The sequence below is a fragment of the Fervidobacterium pennivorans DSM 9078 genome, from assembly GCF_000235405.2.
Lineage (GTDB): Bacteria > Thermotogota > Thermotogae > Thermotogales > Fervidobacteriaceae > Fervidobacterium > Fervidobacterium pennivorans.
In genome coordinates, this window is sequence record NC_017095.1 from 585,554 (window position 1) to 603,314 (window position 17,761).

General features: G+C 36.1%; 12 protein-coding genes and 1 pseudogene. 12 read left to right on the forward strand and 1 reads right to left on the reverse strand.

Features of this window, described 5'->3' with window-relative positions; translation table 11 throughout:
- Positions 1–25: 25 nt before the first annotated feature.
- The 7 genes and pseudogenes from FERPE_RS02720 (at position 26) to FERPE_RS02745 (ending at position 9,582) form a co-directional block, all read left to right on the forward strand.
- Positions 26–2,391: pseudogene (locus tag FERPE_RS02720) on the forward strand (type I restriction-modification system subunit M).
- Positions 2,333–3,658, forward strand: coding sequence for a restriction endonuclease subunit S (locus tag FERPE_RS02725; protein ID WP_169312189.1), 1,326 nt, complete (start codon positions 2,333–2,335; stop codon positions 3,656–3,658). The pseudogene FERPE_RS02720 and the gene FERPE_RS02725 overlap by 59 nt, the downstream one beginning before the upstream one ends.
- Positions 3,648–6,854 carry a type I restriction endonuclease subunit R gene (locus tag FERPE_RS02730; protein WP_014451155.1) on the forward strand — a complete coding sequence of 1,069 codons (3,207 nt, stop codon included), beginning with the start codon at positions 3,648–3,650 and terminating at the stop codon, positions 6,852–6,854. Before FERPE_RS02725 ends, FERPE_RS02730 begins: the two co-directional genes overlap by 11 nt.
- A 5-nt stretch (positions 6,855–6,859) precedes the next feature.
- Positions 6,860–7,534, forward strand: a complete 675-nt coding sequence (locus FERPE_RS02735; protein ID WP_014451156.1) for a M48 family metallopeptidase — start codon at positions 6,860–6,862, stop codon at positions 7,532–7,534.
- Between the two features lie 23 nt (positions 7,535–7,557).
- On the forward strand, positions 7,558–7,728 hold the full coding sequence (locus FERPE_RS10430) for a hypothetical protein (RefSeq protein ID WP_155804085.1): 171 nt from the start codon (positions 7,558–7,560) through the stop codon (positions 7,726–7,728).
- A complete protein-coding gene (locus FERPE_RS02740) occupies positions 7,715–8,092 on the forward strand; it encodes a YkvA family protein (protein ID WP_014451158.1) in 378 nt (125 codons plus the stop codon). Before FERPE_RS10430 ends, FERPE_RS02740 begins: the two co-directional genes overlap by 14 nt.
- Before the next feature lie 134 nt (positions 8,093–8,226).
- Positions 8,227–9,582: an FAD-dependent oxidoreductase gene (locus tag FERPE_RS02745; RefSeq protein ID WP_014451159.1), complete on the forward strand. Its 1,356-nt coding sequence runs from the start codon at positions 8,227–8,229 to the stop codon at positions 9,580–9,582.
- Between the two features lie 77 nt (positions 9,583–9,659).
- On the opposite strand, the gene FERPE_RS02750 is transcribed toward FERPE_RS02745, so the two are convergent.
- Complete coding sequence (locus tag FERPE_RS02750) at positions 9,660–10,619, reverse strand: hypothetical protein (RefSeq protein ID WP_014451160.1); 960 nt, start codon at positions 10,617–10,619, stop codon at positions 9,660–9,662.
- Between the two features lie 369 nt (positions 10,620–10,988).
- On the opposite strand from FERPE_RS02750, the gene FERPE_RS02755 reads away from it, so the two are divergent.
- The 5 genes from FERPE_RS02755 to FERPE_RS02775 all read left to right on the forward strand — a co-directional run bounded on the left by FERPE_RS02755 (position 10,989) and on the right by FERPE_RS02775 (position 17,742).
- The gene (locus FERPE_RS02755) at positions 10,989–12,731 is read left to right on the forward strand and encodes a hypothetical protein (RefSeq protein WP_014451161.1); all 1,743 of its coding nucleotides are present in this window, start codon (positions 10,989–10,991) and stop codon (positions 12,729–12,731) included.
- Between the two features lie 128 nt (positions 12,732–12,859).
- Positions 12,860–13,654, forward strand: a complete 795-nt coding sequence (locus tag FERPE_RS02760; RefSeq protein WP_014451162.1) for an MBL fold metallo-hydrolase — start codon at positions 12,860–12,862, stop codon at positions 13,652–13,654.
- A 468-nt stretch (positions 13,655–14,122) separates the two neighbouring features.
- The gene (locus FERPE_RS02765; RefSeq protein ID WP_014451163.1) at positions 14,123–15,478 is read left to right on the forward strand and encodes a DEAD/DEAH box helicase; all 1,356 of its coding nucleotides are present in this window, start codon (positions 14,123–14,125) and stop codon (positions 15,476–15,478) included.
- A complete protein-coding gene (locus tag FERPE_RS02770) occupies positions 15,475–15,747 on the forward strand; it encodes a hypothetical protein (RefSeq protein WP_014451164.1) in 273 nt (90 codons plus the stop codon). Before FERPE_RS02765 ends, FERPE_RS02770 begins: the two co-directional genes overlap by 4 nt.
- A 3-nt stretch (positions 15,748–15,750) precedes the next feature.
- Positions 15,751–17,742 (forward strand): AAA family ATPase, encoded by a 1,992-nt coding sequence (locus tag FERPE_RS02775; RefSeq protein WP_014451165.1) that lies wholly within the window; start codon positions 15,751–15,753, stop codon positions 17,740–17,742.
- Positions 17,743–17,761 lie beyond the last annotated feature (19 nt).

Below are 17,761 nucleotides of genomic sequence, written 5' to 3' on the forward strand. Positions count from 1 at the left end.
AGCAGCTGATATACTCAGAGGTAAGATGGACGCCTCTGAATATAAAGAATATATTTTTGGTATGCTTTTTCTAAAATATGCATCAGATGTCTTTGAGGAAAAAAGACAGGAGTTAAAAGATACCTATAAGCTCATGGGATTTTCTGAAGAGCAAATACATGAGCTCTTAGAAGATCCAATCTCTTATGGCGATGCCTTTTTTGTACCTGAAAAGGCAAGATGGGAAAATATTTTGAAATTAAAAGAGGATGTAGGAAATCAACTAAATAAAGCCCTGAGCGCTTTAGAAGAAGCAAATCCAGAGCTTGATGGAGTTTTGAAACACATAGATTTTAACGCAGTAAAGGGAAAAACCCGACTAAAGGATCAGCAGCTTATTGACCTTATTAATCATTTCAACAAGTATAAACTGACACCTTCAAACTTTGAATTTCCTGATCTGCTTGGTGCTGCTTATGAGTATTTGTTAAAGGAATTTGCCGATTCAGCTGGTAAAAAAGGAGGCGAATTTTACACACCGCCACATGTCAAAAAATTAATGGTAAGATTAGTTAAGCCCCGTGAGGGCATGTCAATTTATGACCCAACTGTGGGCCTGGTGGTTTTTTGATTGAAGCGTTCCACTACGTTGAGGAACAAGGACAAAACCCAAGAAACTTAGCTCTTTACGGGCAAGAACTCAATGGATTGACATGGTCTATATGCAAAATGAATATGATTTTGCATGGCATCAATGATGCAAAAATTGAAAACGAAGACGTACTAACAACCCCCATGTTTTTGGAAAATGGATACATAAAAAGGTTTGATAGAATATTAGCCAATCCACCTTTCTCAGAAAATTATAGCCGCGCAAATATGCAGTTTGAAGAAAGATTTAAATATGGCTTTACTCCTGAGAATGGGAAAAAGGCAGACCTTATGTTTTTGCAGCACATGATTGCAAGCCTGAAAGATGACGGAGTAATGGCAACAGTTATGCCCCATGGAGTTTTGTTCAGAGGCGGTCAGGAAAAGGTTATAAGGGAAGGGATTGTAAGAGATGATTTGATTGAGGCAATAATAGGACTGCCACCGAAGCTTTTCTACAACACCGGAATACCTGCTTGTATTATTGTGATTAATAAAAACAAGCCAGAACATTTAAAAAATAAGATCTTGTTTATTAACGCTGATAGAGAGTATGGAGAAGGTAGAAATCAGAATTTCTTGAGACCAGAGGACATAGAAAAAATAGTTACAGTGTTCGATGAAAAGAAAGAAATACCTAAATACTCCAGGTTGGTTGATATAAAGGAGATAGAAGAAAACGATTTTAATCTCAATATTAGGCGTTATGTGGACAATTCTCCAGATCCTGAAATCGAAGATGTTCATGCCCATCTTTTTGGTGGTGTACCGAAGAAAGAAGTATTGCTGTATGAAAAACTGTTGAGGAAATTTAACTTGAGTTATGATATTTTGCTGGCAGAGAAAAGCGAAAATTATTTGGAGTTTAAAAAAGACATTACTGACAGAAATCAAATTAGGGAACTGATTGATAATTGCACTGAAGTGAAAGTTACAATAGAAGAACACAAAGAAAAACTTTTGGAGTGGTGGCAGGTTGTAAGAACTGAAATTGAGCAGTTTTACGGCAAAAACAATCTTTGGAAGTTTAGAAATGAAGCTTTAGAAAAATTGAAAGATATCTTATTGCCAATTGGAACATTTGATGAGTTCAAAATATCGGGCATATTTGCAAATTGGTGGGAAGAACTTGTTTATGATTTTAAAAGTATAGTTTCTGCGGGTTGGAACAAGAATTTGGTTGAAAGAGAAAAAATTAAAGAAAAATATTTTAAAGAACATATGGAAGAAATTGAAGATCTTGAAAACAGACTTGCCGAAATTGAAGCAGACTTAAGTGAGCTTTTAGAAGAGGTTGAAGACTGGGACGAAGAAGAGCAAGGAGATAAAACTGCAAGCAAGGTCAAAGAGTTTCTGAAGGACTTGGTTAAAGATTTAGAATCAAAAGACAGCGAGGCTGCAAGAAGAGAAGCAAAAAAATGGAAAGATTTATTAGAAAATATTGCTCAAAAAGAAAAGGAATTTAAAAATGTAAAAAGTGAGATAGGCAGAAAGCAAAAGGAACTTGAAAATAAGATTGATGAAAAGATTGAATCTATTACTGAAGAAGAAGCAAAAGAGCTATTGCTTGAAAAGTTCTTTGAATTAATTAGCAATCAACTTGAAAAGTACTTAAATGCAGAGAAAAAAGAACTGATAAAGATTTTTGAAAAGCTGTGGGATAAATACAAAGTTTCTTTGCAAGACTTGAAAGCTGAAAGAGATGAAGAAATCAAAAAATTGGAGGAATTTTTACAAAGGCTGGGATATTGCTATGAGTGAGAATGTTAATTTGCCTGATGGATGGCAGAAAGTAAAACTGAGCGAAATAATTGAAGAAGTTAAAGAGAGAAATATTACTAATAATAAAGAGTATCCTATATTAACTTCTTCTCGTAAAGGAATATATATTCAAGAAGAATACTTTAATCGTGTTGTTGCAAGTGAAAACTTATCTAATTATAAAATCATCAGAAAAAATGAGTTTACGTATCGCTCGATGAGCGATGACCAAACTTTTGTTTTTAATAGACTTGAATTACTTGAGGTTGGATTAGTGAGCCCTGCTTATTATGTTTTCAAAGCAAAAAATTCTTTGAGCACATTCATTAAATATTTTCTAAATAATTCACAAGAAATAAAATCGCAGATTTCTAAAGTAATAGAAGGAACAACAAGGACAGCTCTAAGATTTAATCAAGTTTTAAAGTTTGTAGCAATGGTTCCCCCTCTTCCCGAACAACGCAAAATCGCTGAAATACTTGAGACAATTGATAATGCAATTGAAAAAACTGATGCCATTATAGAAAAATACAAACGCATAAAACAGGGCTTGATGCAGGATTTACTCACCAAAGGCATAGATGAAAACGGCAACATCAGAGATGAAAAAACACACAAGTTTAAAGATTCACCACTTGGCAGGATACCAGAAGAGTGGGAAGTTGGTTATGTTAGTAATTTTACTGAGATAAATCCTATTACAAAAATTAACCCAAAAGAATTATACCCATTCATTGAAATGGACGCTACTCCTATTATGGGAAAACAATATAAATACATCACTCTCAGAAGAGGCATTGAGGCAGGATCCAAATTTAAGAAAGGTGACATTTTGCTTGCAAGGATAACTCCAAGTGCAGAAAACGGTAAAGCTTTACTCGTTCCTGACAATATAGAAATTGGGATAGGATCGACAGAATTCATAGTTTTTAGAGCAAAAGAAAATATTGATAATAATTTTCTCTTCTATCTTCTAATAAGTAATTATGTTAGATCAATTGCTATTGGATTAATGGAAGGGACTTCTGGGAGACAAAGGATACCGAAATATGTTTTTGAAAAAGTAATCAAAGTTGCTATTCCAAAATCTAAATCCGAGCAACAACGCATAGCTTCAATTTTATCCCAAATAGATGAAGCCATAGAAAAAGAGCAAGCCTATAAGGAAAAACTTGAAAGAATAAAAAAAGGCTTAATGGAAGATTTGCTAACAGGCAAAGTTAGGGTAAACCATCTTATTGAGGAGGGAAATAAAGATGGTAACTAAATTGGATGAGGAGCATTATGTTGAAAATCCATTCCTCTTTCAGCTTAAAAAGCTTGGATGGAAGATTTATAGACAAAACAAAGATAATCCTGAGGATACAAAAGAAATAATATCGTTCACTTCTTCATTAGAACCTGAATATGGTAAAAGCCAAAAATTCAGAGAAAGTTTTAGAGAAGTGGTCCTTGAGGAAGTTTTAAGTGAGTCTTTAAAGAGAATAAACCCATGGATAGAAGATGACCAAATAAGTGAAGTTGTTCGAAAAATTACAACACCACAGTCAAACTCTCTTTTAGAGGCAAATAAAGAAATCCATGACTTGCTTTTAGAGAATACCTCGGTTTCTGAAAATAGAAAAACAGGAGAAAAGAGCCCAACTGTTAAGTTTATTGATTTTAAAAACCCAGACAATAATTCATTCATTGCGATATCACAGTTTAAAGTGAATATAACAGGGACTGAAAAACATATTGTTCCCGATATAGTTCTTTTTGTAAATGGTTTGCCTCTTGTGGTGGTTGAATGCAAATCTCCAGCAATTGCTGACCCAATTTCTGAAGCAATTACTCAGCTTATGCGCTATTGTAACAGACGTGGTGCAAGTGAGGGAAATGAAAAGCTTTTCTGGTACAACCTATTTGTAGTAGCTACCTCTAACCAGGTTGCGAAGTATGGTACAATAACCTCAGACTACGAGCACTTTGTTGAGTGGAAAGACCCTTATCCTTTTTCACTGTCAGACGTAAATCCAGATGGAAATGTAACAAGCCAGCAAATTTTGATTCATGGTATGCTTTCAAAAGAAAACCTTCTTGATTTGCTTCATACATTTACCATCTTTAAAGAAGATCCAAAGAGCAAAATGATTAAGGTTGTTGCAAGATATCAGCAATTTAGAGCAGTAAAGAAGATGATAAAAAGACTAAAAGAGGGCAAAACACCAGACGAAAAAGGGGGAATTGTTTGGCATACTCAAGGTTCCGGTAAATCTTTGACAATGATGTTTATGGTTCGAGAGCTTTATCACAATCCTGAGTTTGGAAACTACAAAGTCGTTTTTGTCACAGATAGAAAAGATCTTGAAAAGCAATTAAATGAAACATCAAGAAGTGTTGGATTTACAGTTAAGTTAGCAAGAAGCATTCAGGAGCTTAAAGAACTTTTAAAAACTGACACACCCGAACTTGTTATGGCTATGGTTCATAAATTTCAAGAGAGGGAATTAAAAAGTGAATTTCCCGTCCTTAATACATCACCTAATATACTAATAATGATAGATGAAGCACACAGAACCCAGTACAAGCTTCTGGGCGCAAATTTAAGAAAAGCTCTTCCAAATGCAACAAAAATAGCATTTACAGGCACACCTATAGAAAAGACCGAGATGACATTTGGCGATTACATAGACAAGTACAGCATAAAGCAGGCAGTTGAAGATGGTGTGACTGTTGAGATTGTATATGAAGGAAGAGTACACAACGCAGAGCTTTCAGACGAAGAGGCAGCAAATGCAAAGTTTGAAGATGTTTTCAAAGACGCTGATAAAGATACAAAAAGAATGATAATGGGAAGATTTACATGGAGAGCATATCTTGAAGCTGAAGAAGTTATCCGTGACAAAGCAAGAGATATGATAGAGCACTATATAACTCATGTATTCCCAAATGGATTAAAAGCTCAAGTTGTTGCAGTATCTCGCTGTGCTGCAATAAGATATAAAAAAGCACTTGAAGAGGCTCTCAAAGAAAAGATTTCTGAATTGGAAAAAGAAAATAATTCAAAAATAGATTTAGAAACATTGAAAAAGTTAGAGGTTGGTGTGGTTATTTCAGGAGCTCAGAATGACCCACCTGAGTATCATCCTTATACTGACCCAAATGATCACGAAAGGATAATCAAAAGTTTTAAACTCCCATTTGACAAAGTAGATGAAAATGGTATCAACGGCAATGTTGGTATTTTAGTTGTTCAAAATATGCTAATAACTGGTTTTGATGCACCTGTAGAGCAGGTTATGTATCTTGATAATGTGATTAAAGGACATAACTTGCTGCAAGCTGTTGCAAGGGTGAATAGAGTATACAAAAATAAGTCTTGTGGTTTTGTTGTAGATTATGTAGGTGTTTTGAAACATTTGAAAGAGGCACTTGCTATTTACGCAGATGAAGATATTGACGAGATTTCACAGGTAGTTCGGAACAAAGCAAAAAGCGTTGATGAATTGAAGTTGAATCACCGCAGGATTGAAGAGTTCTTTGAAAAATATAAGATTAAAAATTGGCGTCAGAATATAGACGAGTGTATTGACATTCTTGTAGATGAAGAGATTAGAGATGAATTCATAGCACTTGTAAGACAATTTAACCGTAGTATGGATGCAGTTCTTCCCGACCCAGAGGCCTTAAAATATGTACATGATTTAAAAATTCTGGGTTTTATAAAAGAATCAGCAAGGAATAGATACAGAGATGACAAACTAAGTATAAAAGATACAAGTAACAAGATAAGGGGGATTATTGAAGAGTATCTACATTCTCAAGGTATTGATCCTAAAATACCACCCACTCCGCTTTTTGAAGACAAATTTCTCGAAAAACTTCACAAGGAACCAAGTAAAGCAAGGACACAAGAACTTCAATATGCCATCGTTGAGCATATTGAGAAACATTGGGAAGAAGACCCAGAACTCTATGAAAGATTTTCTGATAGGTTGAAAAGACTACTTGAAGAATATAAAGAAAATTGGGACGTTTTGTATGATGAGCTTGAAAAATTAAGAGGAGAGATGAAAAAGGGAAGAGAAGTTGAACAAACATTTGGACTTGATCCTAAGAAAGAAATGCCATTCTTTGGTCTGCTCAAAAGTGAAATATTTGGTAAAAAACCTGTCAGTGAACTAACTGATAGCGAGATAGATTTTCTTGTTAACACGACTAAAGATATTATAGAAATAATAAGTAGAGAGGCTCAGAATGTTGATTTTTGGGAAAATGCAGTCAAACAAAAGAGGCTTAAATCTCATATAACTTCACAGTTGCTTAAGAAAATATCATCTTCTACTCTTAAAAATAATGATACTGTAAGTGAAGAGACTGTACCTTATATGGTTAATTCTATAACCGATATTGTATTCGGCAAAAGAAATGAAATAGCTCAAAAATTAATAGAACTTGCTTATCATCACTTCAGGAAGTGAGATTAATGGAAGACATAAAAATTGAAAAGATAATACGCTCGAAAAGAAAGACCATAGCTTTGCAGATAACAGAGAATGCAACGCTAATCGTTAGAGCACCATTTGAGTTAGATGAACAGACTATTTGGAAAGTTATAAATAAACATAAGAAATGGATTTATAAAAATAAAAAAGAGATAGAAGCAAGAGATCCAAAAGTTTTGCCCAAAGAATTTGTGAGTGGAGAAGGATTTTTATACCTTGGCAAGTATTATAAATTGCATATAGTAGATGGGCAAGAACAGCCGCTTAAATTTGAAAATGGGTTTTATCTTTCAAGAAGTGCTTTGCCAGAAGCAAAAAAGGTGTTTATAGATTGGTATAAAAAAGCTGCTTACGAGAAGATTATAGAACGGGTAAACTGGTGGGCTCAAAAAAGAGGTTTTAAATATAACAAAGTAAATATAACAAATGCCCAAAGAAGATGGGGGACTTGTTCTTCTAAAGGGAATTTAAACTTTTCTTGGCGGCTTATTATGGCCCCCCTTTCTGTTATTGATTATGTTGTTGTGCACGAACTTGTGCATCTTGAAGAAAAAAATCATAGCAAGGCCTTTTGGACAAAAGTAAAGATGCTTATGCCTGATTATAAAAAATATGAAGATTGGTTAAAAAAGAATGGGTATTTACTGAAACTCTAATGAAATTTGTGGAGGGTGGTAAAGTGCAAGAGATATTTAAAAAATATAAAGAAAGGTTGGTTAATTTAAGCGGCAGAAACAGAAGTTTGATGATGAAAAAGATATATAAAAAGCATTCATTTGATTTGTATCTATTAAAGAACTTTCAAGATAAAGATATTTATGCAGGAGGTATTATTTATGAACAATTCTGAATACGAATCTGAATATAAAAAATATAGGAATAAAGCTGAAGAATATATAAATGATAGAGAGAAAACCAGAAATCTTTTAGAACAAGCTACGAAAAAGGCTAAAAAACAAGGGCCTTTAGACAAAATATGGGATGATATTCAACTTATGTTTGGATTATTAGGCGATTGGTTAAGTGGAACATATAAAGTTTCAACAGGAACAATCTTAGCTATTTTGGGAGCAGTAATTTATTTTGTTACTCCCATTGACGCTATAGCAGATTTTATTCCTGTTCTTGGTTGGATGGATGATGCAGCTGTATTTACGCTAGTAATAAACCAAATTAGAGCTGAGTTGGATAGGTATAAAGAAAGGAAACGATGAGTTATTCATCTTGGGAAACCTGCTTTTGTCAAGAGTTAGTTGGGGGTGTTACCTATTTAAACGATAATGCGGTTTTTGGAAAGTTTCAATATTTTTAGTCTACATTATCTTACTAGAAAGAGGAGGAGTTATTTGTGATTGAAACAGACATTTTAGTTATCGGTGGTAGTGCAGGAGGTATACTTACAGCAACCACGGCAAAAAGAATCTATCCAGACAAGAGGGTCGTCGTGGTAAGGAAAAATAAAACAGTTATGGTTCCTTGTGGGATTCCTTACATATTTGGTACTCTCTATGACACCTCAAAGAACAGAATTCATGATGAAATGGTTAAAAGTGCTGGCGTTGAACTACTCATAGACGAGGTCATTAGTATTGACAAAGACAAAAAAGTAGCGATTTTGAAGAGTGGTGAAGAAATCAAATGGGACAAACTTGTTCTTGCAACAGGTTCACTGCCGGTTATTCCAAAGTGGCTACCTGGGCACGACCTTGAAAACGTCTTCCCAATTATCAAGGATGAAGAATATCTCTCAAACATGCTCAATAAACTCAACGAGATTAACAAAGTTGTTATAATCGGTGCAGGGTTTATCGGTGTGGAATTTGCTGAGCAACTTGCACTTGCTGGCAAAAGTGTAACACTTGTTGAGATAGCTCATAAGATACTTTGGCAAGCATTTGATGACGAATTCGCATCAATTGCAGAAGAAGATCTCGAAAGCCATGGTGTTACACTCAAGCTGGGTACTAAAGTCAAAGCAATCCTTGGGAACGGTAAGGTAGAAGAAGTGGAATTTGAAACTGGAGAACGAGTCAAAGCAGAAGCAGTCATACTCTCCATGGGTGTCACGCCAAATACGGAGCTTGCAAAACAGCTTGGACTTGACCTCACAAGAAAGGGTGCAATAGTTGTTGATGAGTACATGAGAACAAGCGCTCCGGACATTTTTGCTGTTGGTGACTGTGCGCTAAAAAGAGACATCTTCACCAGTAGACATGTTCCAATACTTCTTGCATCAACTGCCGCTATGGAGGCAAAAATTGCAGCAGCCAACCTGTATGGTATCAAGTTCATTAGAGAAAACAGAGGTACTGTAAGTGCATTCTCTACAAAAATATTTGGTAAAACGTACGGAGTTGCCGGTATAATCGAAAGATTTGCAAAAGAAGATGGGTTTGACTATGTGATTGGAAGAGCTGCCTCTATGGATAGACACCCGGGGTCTTTACCAGGAGCAAAGAAAATTGAAGTTAAACTGATCTTCTCAAGAACATCAGGCGTTCTTATAGGTGCCCAGGTAGTTGGTGGTGATAGTGTTGGAGAAATGATTAATATACTAAGTCTTGCAATCCAAAAAGGTCTAACAGCTAACGAACTTAACACTATGCAAGTTGCGACACATCCACTCGTGACTGCTTCACCTGTGACTTATCCAATAAATGCAGCAGCGCTCGATGCTCTTGTAAAAATCTGTACAAAATGCTGAACAAAAGACTATATATAAAAGGTCTGGGGTGTTCCCAGACCTTTCTTATTAACCAACGGCACCGGTAATTTACTAATTTACTTTTTAACCAACGTTCCAAACCTTTTAAGTGCAACTACAGCAATAACTGCTCCGAAGGCTATTGTTCCAAGTTTTCCACCAGCACCACCAAAATATGGGGCACTAAAGATGAAGATAATGCCACAAAAAATCCCAGCAATAATCGCATAAAACTCGTTTGGTAGTCTCTCCTTACTCGACATACCAGCAAACGAAGCACAGATGACTACCAATGCCAAAATCGGACCTATCTCTGGAAATATTTCAGGTAAGACAAGTCCTCCGGTGAGTCCTACTGTTGCCGAACTCAAAACAGGACTCTTTCCATACCTCACATTCAATGTGTAAGTTGCCAAGATTCCAATTACAGCAAAAATAATTATCAAAAGCCCTACTTCCCTTCCTGGCAATGAACTTTTGGTAAATTCTCGCCCCGTGATAACAGCGGTAAGAACTCCTCCAATCAATGCCACAGTTCCAAGCTTACCACCAACTCCCTTGAATATACGCTTGGTAATTACAAAAATTATCCCAGCAAGTACAGAAGCTATTAACAGATGCTCCAAATCATATACTGATGCGGAGCTCATTCCTACAAAGCTGCCACAATAAATTGGCACCTCGTATTTCGGTGCAACGACGTAGCCAAGAATTCCAACAATTCCGGCAGCAACAACCGCACCCAGTCCGACATGATTATTTAGATAAAAGGTAACCACCGCACCTACCACAACTGCAAAAAAGTCTGCTAACTTAATAAACCACCGTTCACTCTCATCACCTTTGGTATATTTGCCCGAGCTTATTTTATTCTTAATTTCCTTGTATCCTTCAAATATCAATAAACCGGTTAAAAGAAAAATCAAAAGTGAAATGAGTCCAAACCCTTCGTTTCTCAACGACTCAAAAATACTAACAATAAAAAGGATAATTGCTTTACCTAACAACAGTAAACCACCGAGGATTGTTGTTATCATAACCATCAACTCCTGCAAGAGAAGTCATCGCATAGCAAATCCAAAGATTATTTTACCATAGAGAATCGAGAAGATTGGAGGTATTAATATCGATGCACGAAAATCAGTTAATGACTTTATAAACACTATGAAAGAACTTGCGAAGGTCGATAAAGCATATAAGGATCTGAACAAAGGATAAAAAAGTCCTGGATTTTTCACAGGATTTTTAGTTATTTTACTTACAAAGGATAGTCATGAAGAATTTTAAAAGTAGTATAATTAAATTACAATGTTTTGCTTCAACTTGAACCATGAGCGGATAGACGGCTTCAAGTCGTTCAAAAATGCATAGTTAGTTCCAAACCTTATAGAAAGGGGGAAATCGGTATGGCAAGAAAGTTTGTTTTGACAGTTGTTTTCGGCATGTTGTTTTCGACATTATACCTATTCGCTATCACCATATCCGTTCCAGGAAACTCTGATTTCGTTATGTACATTAACCTTAATAACATCGCTGATCAGGAACTTACAACCATATTCCAAGATGCGGGTATTACTCCAATAATCTCTGTGTATGGAAAACTTTCATTCGGTAGTGCACTAAACCTCTCTTTTTTCGAAGAACTTGAAGATTTTTCGCTTAAAGCGCTAGTCGGTTCACCAATAGGTGTAGTGCTTCCAGGAAAAATTGGTGACAAGAGTTTAGAATTTTTGCTTAACTACGTGTTTGATGCCAACGTCCGAATCCCAAAATTAACGGTCAATGAAGCGACGATGGTCACAATTGATAACAAGAAATTCTACATCATACGCTCAAAAGATAATATTTACCTATGTTTCAACAAAGACATTTCCATGTTCACAAAAGACATGCTAAATTCCAAGATTTCAAGTATATCTCTCTCACCAAAAGATGACGTTGTAGCTTACTTTAAGACATACAAAAAATCACTCATAGGCGAACTCTTATACACGTTCGGAGATTATTTTGGTATTCCTGTTTCCGATGAACTTGTTATCACCAAGAAAGGTGAAAACTATCGCTTATCGGCGACAATTAACAAAACATTTTCTGACTACGAGAAAAAACTAGTACTTACCAGAAGGGGTATTCTGAAAGGACTTTCCTATCTGGATAGCGCCAACGTAATTGTTGCGTTAGGCACAAGCGACATTGAAGACTGCCTTCTTTTGAGTGGTGATTTGGATATGGATATTCCACAAGAAATACAAGAAGTATTCGAATTCTTAGACATCTTTAACTCAATTGCGTTTTCTTCAACCCTTGATGGATACTTCGCATTTTCAGGTATATACAAACCTGAAAATGAACAAGATGCACAATTTATAGCATCACTAATGAAAAATCAACTCTCAAGCATGGGATATCAAGTGCTTGTCGAAAATCAAAAAATAAATATATATCCAGCCGAGATAGACAAAACCTTGCTAAAGTCGATAACCGAAAACGCTTCGTTTATACTCTCAATGAACTACTCTGATGAAGAAAACTCGGCAACACTTAATATAAAAACTGAAATTTTAGACAACGGAAATTTGTCAATAACTGGAGAGTTTGAAAACTTAGCCTGGTTATTTGAAAACATCGAAGAAGTTGTAGAAGCATTTTTCGAAGAAACATATGAAGAGGAATGGGAATACGATGAATATGAGGAAGAAGAGGAGTCGGACGAAGAATATGAAGAAGACTACACGACAGAAGAAACCATAGACTACACAACAGAAGAAGAATACTATGAAGAATGGTATGAGGAAGAATACACAACAGAAGAATACAGCTATTCTGAGCTTGAATACGAAATAGTAGATGAGATTGTCAAAATATTTAACGCATGTGCTGATTACATTCGTGACCAAGGAGCTCAAGAGGTTACTTTAGAAGACTTGTACGACTATGGCTATATCGATTACATACCAGACTACTTCGATGTAAAAAGTGCTGTTATGAACGATGGGACGGTTTATGTTGTTATACATGTTGACGTTTCACAATATGACGTCGAACCAAGCAATATTGTAGATATACTCTATTACGACAACGATATCTACTCAGATATAATCAACGGAAAAATAAGTGTGTTTCTGTACGTTGTACCTCAGCAAGAATAAGACCCAGGACCAAAAAGAGAATTCAGTAACTTCGCATAAAATTGAGCAAATCGTGTCCCAACTGGGACACGATTATTTTTGAAGGTAGTATAATTGTAGAGGTGAGCCACATACAAGGAGGCTTAAAAATGCAAAACAACAGTCCATTAATTACCATCGGTTCAACTAATTTAACCATTCTTTGCGATGATACTCTTCAATCACCACTACACTCTGAACACGGCTTTTCTTTGCTGGTAGAAAGAACAGGAGAGCCGACTATTCTTTTTGATACCGGCACGACAAATATTTTTATGAAAAATGCTGAAATACTCGGCAAAGACCTCACAACAGTAGAATACATCGTTATCAGCCACGGTCACTATGACCATGCAGGCGGTTTGAAATATTTAACTTATCTTGGCAAAAAATTCAAAGTTTATCTTAGGCAAGATGCATTCTTACCCAAATACAGTGGTGAGAGATTCACAGGAATAGACTGGGAAGTCATAAAAGATGCATTCGAATATGTAATTGTCAAAGACAAAATCGTCAAAATAACAAATTTCATTTATGCTTTTGGACCTGCATGGATGAGAAACAACTTTGAAGAGCCAGATCCTAATTTTCAGATTATAAAGAACAACGAACGGGCCAGGGACTTTTTTGAAGAAGAATTAAACCTTATCATAGACGAAGGCGATGGAATTGTTCTCATAACCGGATGCGCACATAGAGGGATAGTAAACATTGTTCTTGATGCACTTGAATTGTTTGATAAGAAAATCAAACTTCTCATTGGAGGATTTCATCTCTACAAATCATCGGAGGAAAAAGTTGATAAAGTTGTCTCGATTCTTAAAAGCTTGCCAATTGATCAGATAATACCACTACACTGCAGTGGGGAATTGGCGAAAATGAAATTGACAGTAAGGATACTTTAACGTGTCCAGTTCAAAAGCAAAATGGGGCTGATGTTTCATATATTTTGTAATCATCCAAATAGAACTCGACTTTTTCAAAACTGTTCGTTGGGTCGTCAACTTCAACCTTAACTTAAACAACACCCGCAACCGTTGAACCGTCTTCAGGGCTCATGATTTTTACATCAACTCCAAAAACGAATGTTGCTATGACTACAGCAATTAAAAATATCCAGAATGTTTTTCGCATACCCGCCCCTCCTGTTTAAAAAATGTAATCCAAAGTTTTCTTCGAATATTATACCGCTACCAAGCAATTGCAAACAGCTAAGTCAATTCTGCAAAATACCTAAGCGCTTGTGGAATTTTTTTCTTTTTGCGAAAAGATGTGTTACGTGAATAAGAAAGTGAGGTATAATATTCATAGTATGATTCAAAGAGTATCAAATTCTCCGTTTTTTTTACTATAATGGGGGAGAATTATTTTGCATGAAAATACGCCTTCATTCGCATCAGGTTACAGCAATCGACATGTGGTTTAATAATAACTGCCGTGGGATAATTTCGATGGCAACGGGCACTGGAAAAACATTCACTGCAATTGGTGCTGTAGATAGATTGTTTAAGGAAATTGAGAAGAATGCAGTATTTATCTCTGCCCCGTATTCTCACCTTGTTACGCAATGGAAAAGTTCAATCGAGCGGTATGGTTTGAATGCCGATTCAATTATAGAATGCCACTCAGGTATTCCAAATTGGCATGAAAGAGCGCTAAAGGTTCTTAGAAAAGTTAAACTCGGTATCTTCAAGAACGTTATATTTCTCTCTACGCACAATACCATTGTAGGAGAAAAAATGAACAATCTCATCGAGGAAATTGCTCTTGATAAATTCGCGAAGTTAACTATCATTGCGGACGAGGTACACGGCATCGGTTCTAAAATGCGAAGGAAAAACCTTTCTAATCACTTCGAAAACAGGCTCGGATTAAGTGCAACACCCAAACGTATGTATGATGAAGTTGGAAACAGCTTCCTTCACGAGTACTTTGGAGAGATAGTATTTGAATTTTCACTTTGCCAAGCTGTGAATAATGTGAATCCTGACACATTGAGAACATACCTGACTCCATATTACTACTATCCGGTCCCATGTTATTTAACAGATGAAGAGATGAAGAAGTATAGGGAAGTTACAGAAAAGATAATCAAGAAAGCTAACTATCTACAGAAGTTTAATTATGGAGACCTTGAAGATGATCCTGAGCTTCAGAAATTGCTGTTCAAAAGAAGCAAAATTCTCAAGGCTTCGGTCTCGAAATACGAAGCTCTACATCGAATACTGAACCTGCTAAAAGCACATGGAAAGATCCAAAAAACAATAATCTTTTGTGATGAACAACTCATTGACCAAGTTATGGACATTCTAGACGCAGAGAAAATAACCGCTGTTAAATTTATACAAGAACTTTCCAAACAGGAAAGAGAGTATGTCCTCAAGCTCTTTCAAGAGGGGCAGATAGACATTCTTGTAGGAATTAAAATGCTTGATGAAGGTGTAGATGTCCCGGGAGTGGACAAAGCTATAATTCTCTCGAGCTCTACAAATCCTCGTGAATATATCCAGAGACTTGGTCGGGTATTGCGTATAGCTCCTGCAAAGAAATCTGCATATGTATATGATGTTGTAGTATTCCCGAAACCAACTGGTTTTGAAAGTGATAAGGTCTATAAGCGAATCTTAGAAGTGGAGTTTTCTCGAGTTGAAATAATGGCTCAATGTGCTGAAAACGCGTTTGAAGCGATACAGACTGTGTCCGGAATAAAGAGGGGGTTTTTCACATGAAACCAACAAGAGTTTCCGAACAACTCTACAAAATAATTTTAGAAGACTGTTCATCAGTATTTGGAGCAGATGGTGATCTGGTTGCAGATTTTGTAATGGAGATTTTCGGAATATATCTAAGCGAAGTTGGTTGGGAAAACGAAAGGAGAGTACTCGAAAAAGTGAAAGAAAAAATTGAAAATTTCCTTGCAGAAGATTTGAAAGATTGGAATAGGAACGATTCAAACCTACCTCAAAAAGAAAACGTTGAAAACAGCAAGGAGATGTGAAGTATGAAGCTTACTAAAGTTGAGATTGCTAACTATCGTCAGTACGTTAATGCTCAGTTCGACTTCGAAAACAATAAAAACAGCGAGCTCCATGTAATTGTAGGAAAGATGGGGTCAGGAAAAACAACGTTCCTTGAGGCTGTTAACTGGGCACTGTTTGGTGAAGAATTCTTTTCTACAAAAAGACACTATGGACCAGCAGATATTAATAACATTGAAACTTCTCTCGATAGTGGCAGGAATTCAAGCTCTGTTCCGGATATAGGCATATTGTCAAAGATTCGCTTACAGAATGATGGTGATTATAGAACATATGTCAAATTGGTTTTCGTTGGGGAGAAGGAACACTTAAGAATCAACAGAAATGCAAAATTCCTTGTCTCAAATGGCAAGATTAGTCCATCAATAGAAGCCGTGCCTTTGTCTGTTTTTTTGAATAATTCTCCTGTAACGGTTGACAGAGAGTTAGAAATTCAAAAACGTTTTCCGAAAGATCTAAGAGAACACTTCTTCTTTGATGGTGAAAGCCTTGATGTTTACTTAAAAGAAGCACGTGGTACGCATATAAAGAGGACCGTGGAACGTTTGTCTGGAATATCAAATATTCAGGACTTCACAGATTTCCTCTCAGGAGTCAGAACCAAAGTAATATACAAGGAACTTCGCAATATGGAAAAAAAGGGTAACAATCGGTTAGAAGAAATTTCGCGGAAAATAGAAGTGCAGGAAAGGACTCTAAAAGAACTGAACACACGGTTAGAGGAAGCAAAGCAAGAAAAAGAAAAAGTCACGAGAAGGCTCGAAGAAGTGGTTCAGAAGCTTCAGTCTCTTCAAGACTACGAACAATTAAAGTCTAAACTTGAGCAACTTGAGTCAGAAAAGCAAGCAAAAATAGAGAATAAAAAACGATTAATAAGTGAAAAGCTACTTCTTACTCTTGATGAAGCCTCGTATTTGTTTGGCTGGAAAGCAGTTGAAGAGTTCTACAAATTTGCTGGAACAAAGGAATCTTCTATCTTAAAAGAATTACCCAGGCCAGCTGTTGAACGCATGATTAATGAGAAAACATGTGCAATCTGTGGAAGTCATCTCTCTGAAGAGCTTTTGAACATACTCTACAAGTCTCTGACTTCAGAATCATTAGTTATTTCTGAGGAATATTATAATTTGCTAAAAAGAACAATTGTTAAGAACATATACCAAATAAGGATTCTAAATGAGCAAATCAGTGTTGTTGAAAAAGAAATTTCAGAAATTGACAAAAACTTGAATGAACTTTCAAAGAACCTTCCAAACGATGTATCGTCTGCCTTGGAACAATACCAGAATGAGAAAATCGAACTTGAAAGGCTTAAGGAAAACATTCAACAGAAAATATATGACATAACTAACAACATAAAAAGCATACAAAAAGAGCTGGAACAAAACAAAAGAGAATTGCAAGAAATTTTAGAAAGCAACAAATCGCTTGCGATTATAAAAAGGCAACTTGAGTTTGTACAGACACTTGAAGATATCTTAAGTAGAGGACTGGGGAAATTGAGGCAAATCATCTCCGCGGACATAACATCTCACACAAAGGAATACATAAACCGTGTCATGTGGAAGAAGGACATAATAGATAGTATCGCCTTCACTGAAGAATTTGAATTAATCGTGTCTGATAAATCCGGAGTAATCCAAATAAAAGAACTCTCTGGAGGGGAACGTTCAATTCTCACACTTGCTCTTGCTCTGGCAATACATAAAACAGCGGGTGTCTCAATTCCCATCTTCATTGACCGACCATTGACCAATATCTCGGGCGAGTCGTATTATGAACTGATAGAACTATTATCAAGATTTTCAGAAGAAAGGCAGATAATAATAACCATGACAGACCGAGAATACGATGATTTAAAGGAGCGTTTGGTAAAATTAGCCTCTACGGTTCACTACCTAAACACAGAAAAAAAGGGTGATTACTACATAACTACCGTGGAACGGTATCTGTGAAGCTTGAGAGAGGTGAAAT

Coding starts and splice junctions, on each gene's coding strand:
- FERPE_RS02725 (WP_169312189.1), top strand. CDS start 2,333: ATGAAGAAATCAAAAAATTGGAGGAATTTTTACAAAGGCTGGGATATT.
- FERPE_RS02730 (WP_014451155.1), top strand. CDS start 3,648: ATGGTAACTAAATTGGATGAGGAGCATTATGTTGAAAATCCATTCCTC.
- FERPE_RS02735 (WP_014451156.1), top strand. CDS start 6,860: ATGGAAGACATAAAAATTGAAAAGATAATACGCTCGAAAAGAAAGACC.
- FERPE_RS02740 (WP_014451158.1), top strand. CDS start 7,715: ATGAACAATTCTGAATACGAATCTGAATATAAAAAATATAGGAATAAA.
- FERPE_RS02750 (WP_014451160.1), bottom strand. CDS start 10,619: ATGATAACAACAATCCTCGGTGGTTTACTGTTGTTAGGTAAAGCAATT.
- FERPE_RS02755 (WP_014451161.1), top strand. CDS start 10,989: ATGGCAAGAAAGTTTGTTTTGACAGTTGTTTTCGGCATGTTGTTTTCG.
- FERPE_RS02760 (WP_014451162.1), top strand. CDS start 12,860: ATGCAAAACAACAGTCCATTAATTACCATCGGTTCAACTAATTTAACC.
- FERPE_RS02765 (WP_014451163.1), top strand. CDS start 14,123: ATGAAAATACGCCTTCATTCGCATCAGGTTACAGCAATCGACATGTGG.
- FERPE_RS02770 (WP_014451164.1), top strand. CDS start 15,475: ATGAAACCAACAAGAGTTTCCGAACAACTCTACAAAATAATTTTAGAA.
- FERPE_RS02775 (WP_014451165.1), top strand. CDS start 15,751: ATGAAGCTTACTAAAGTTGAGATTGCTAACTATCGTCAGTACGTTAAT.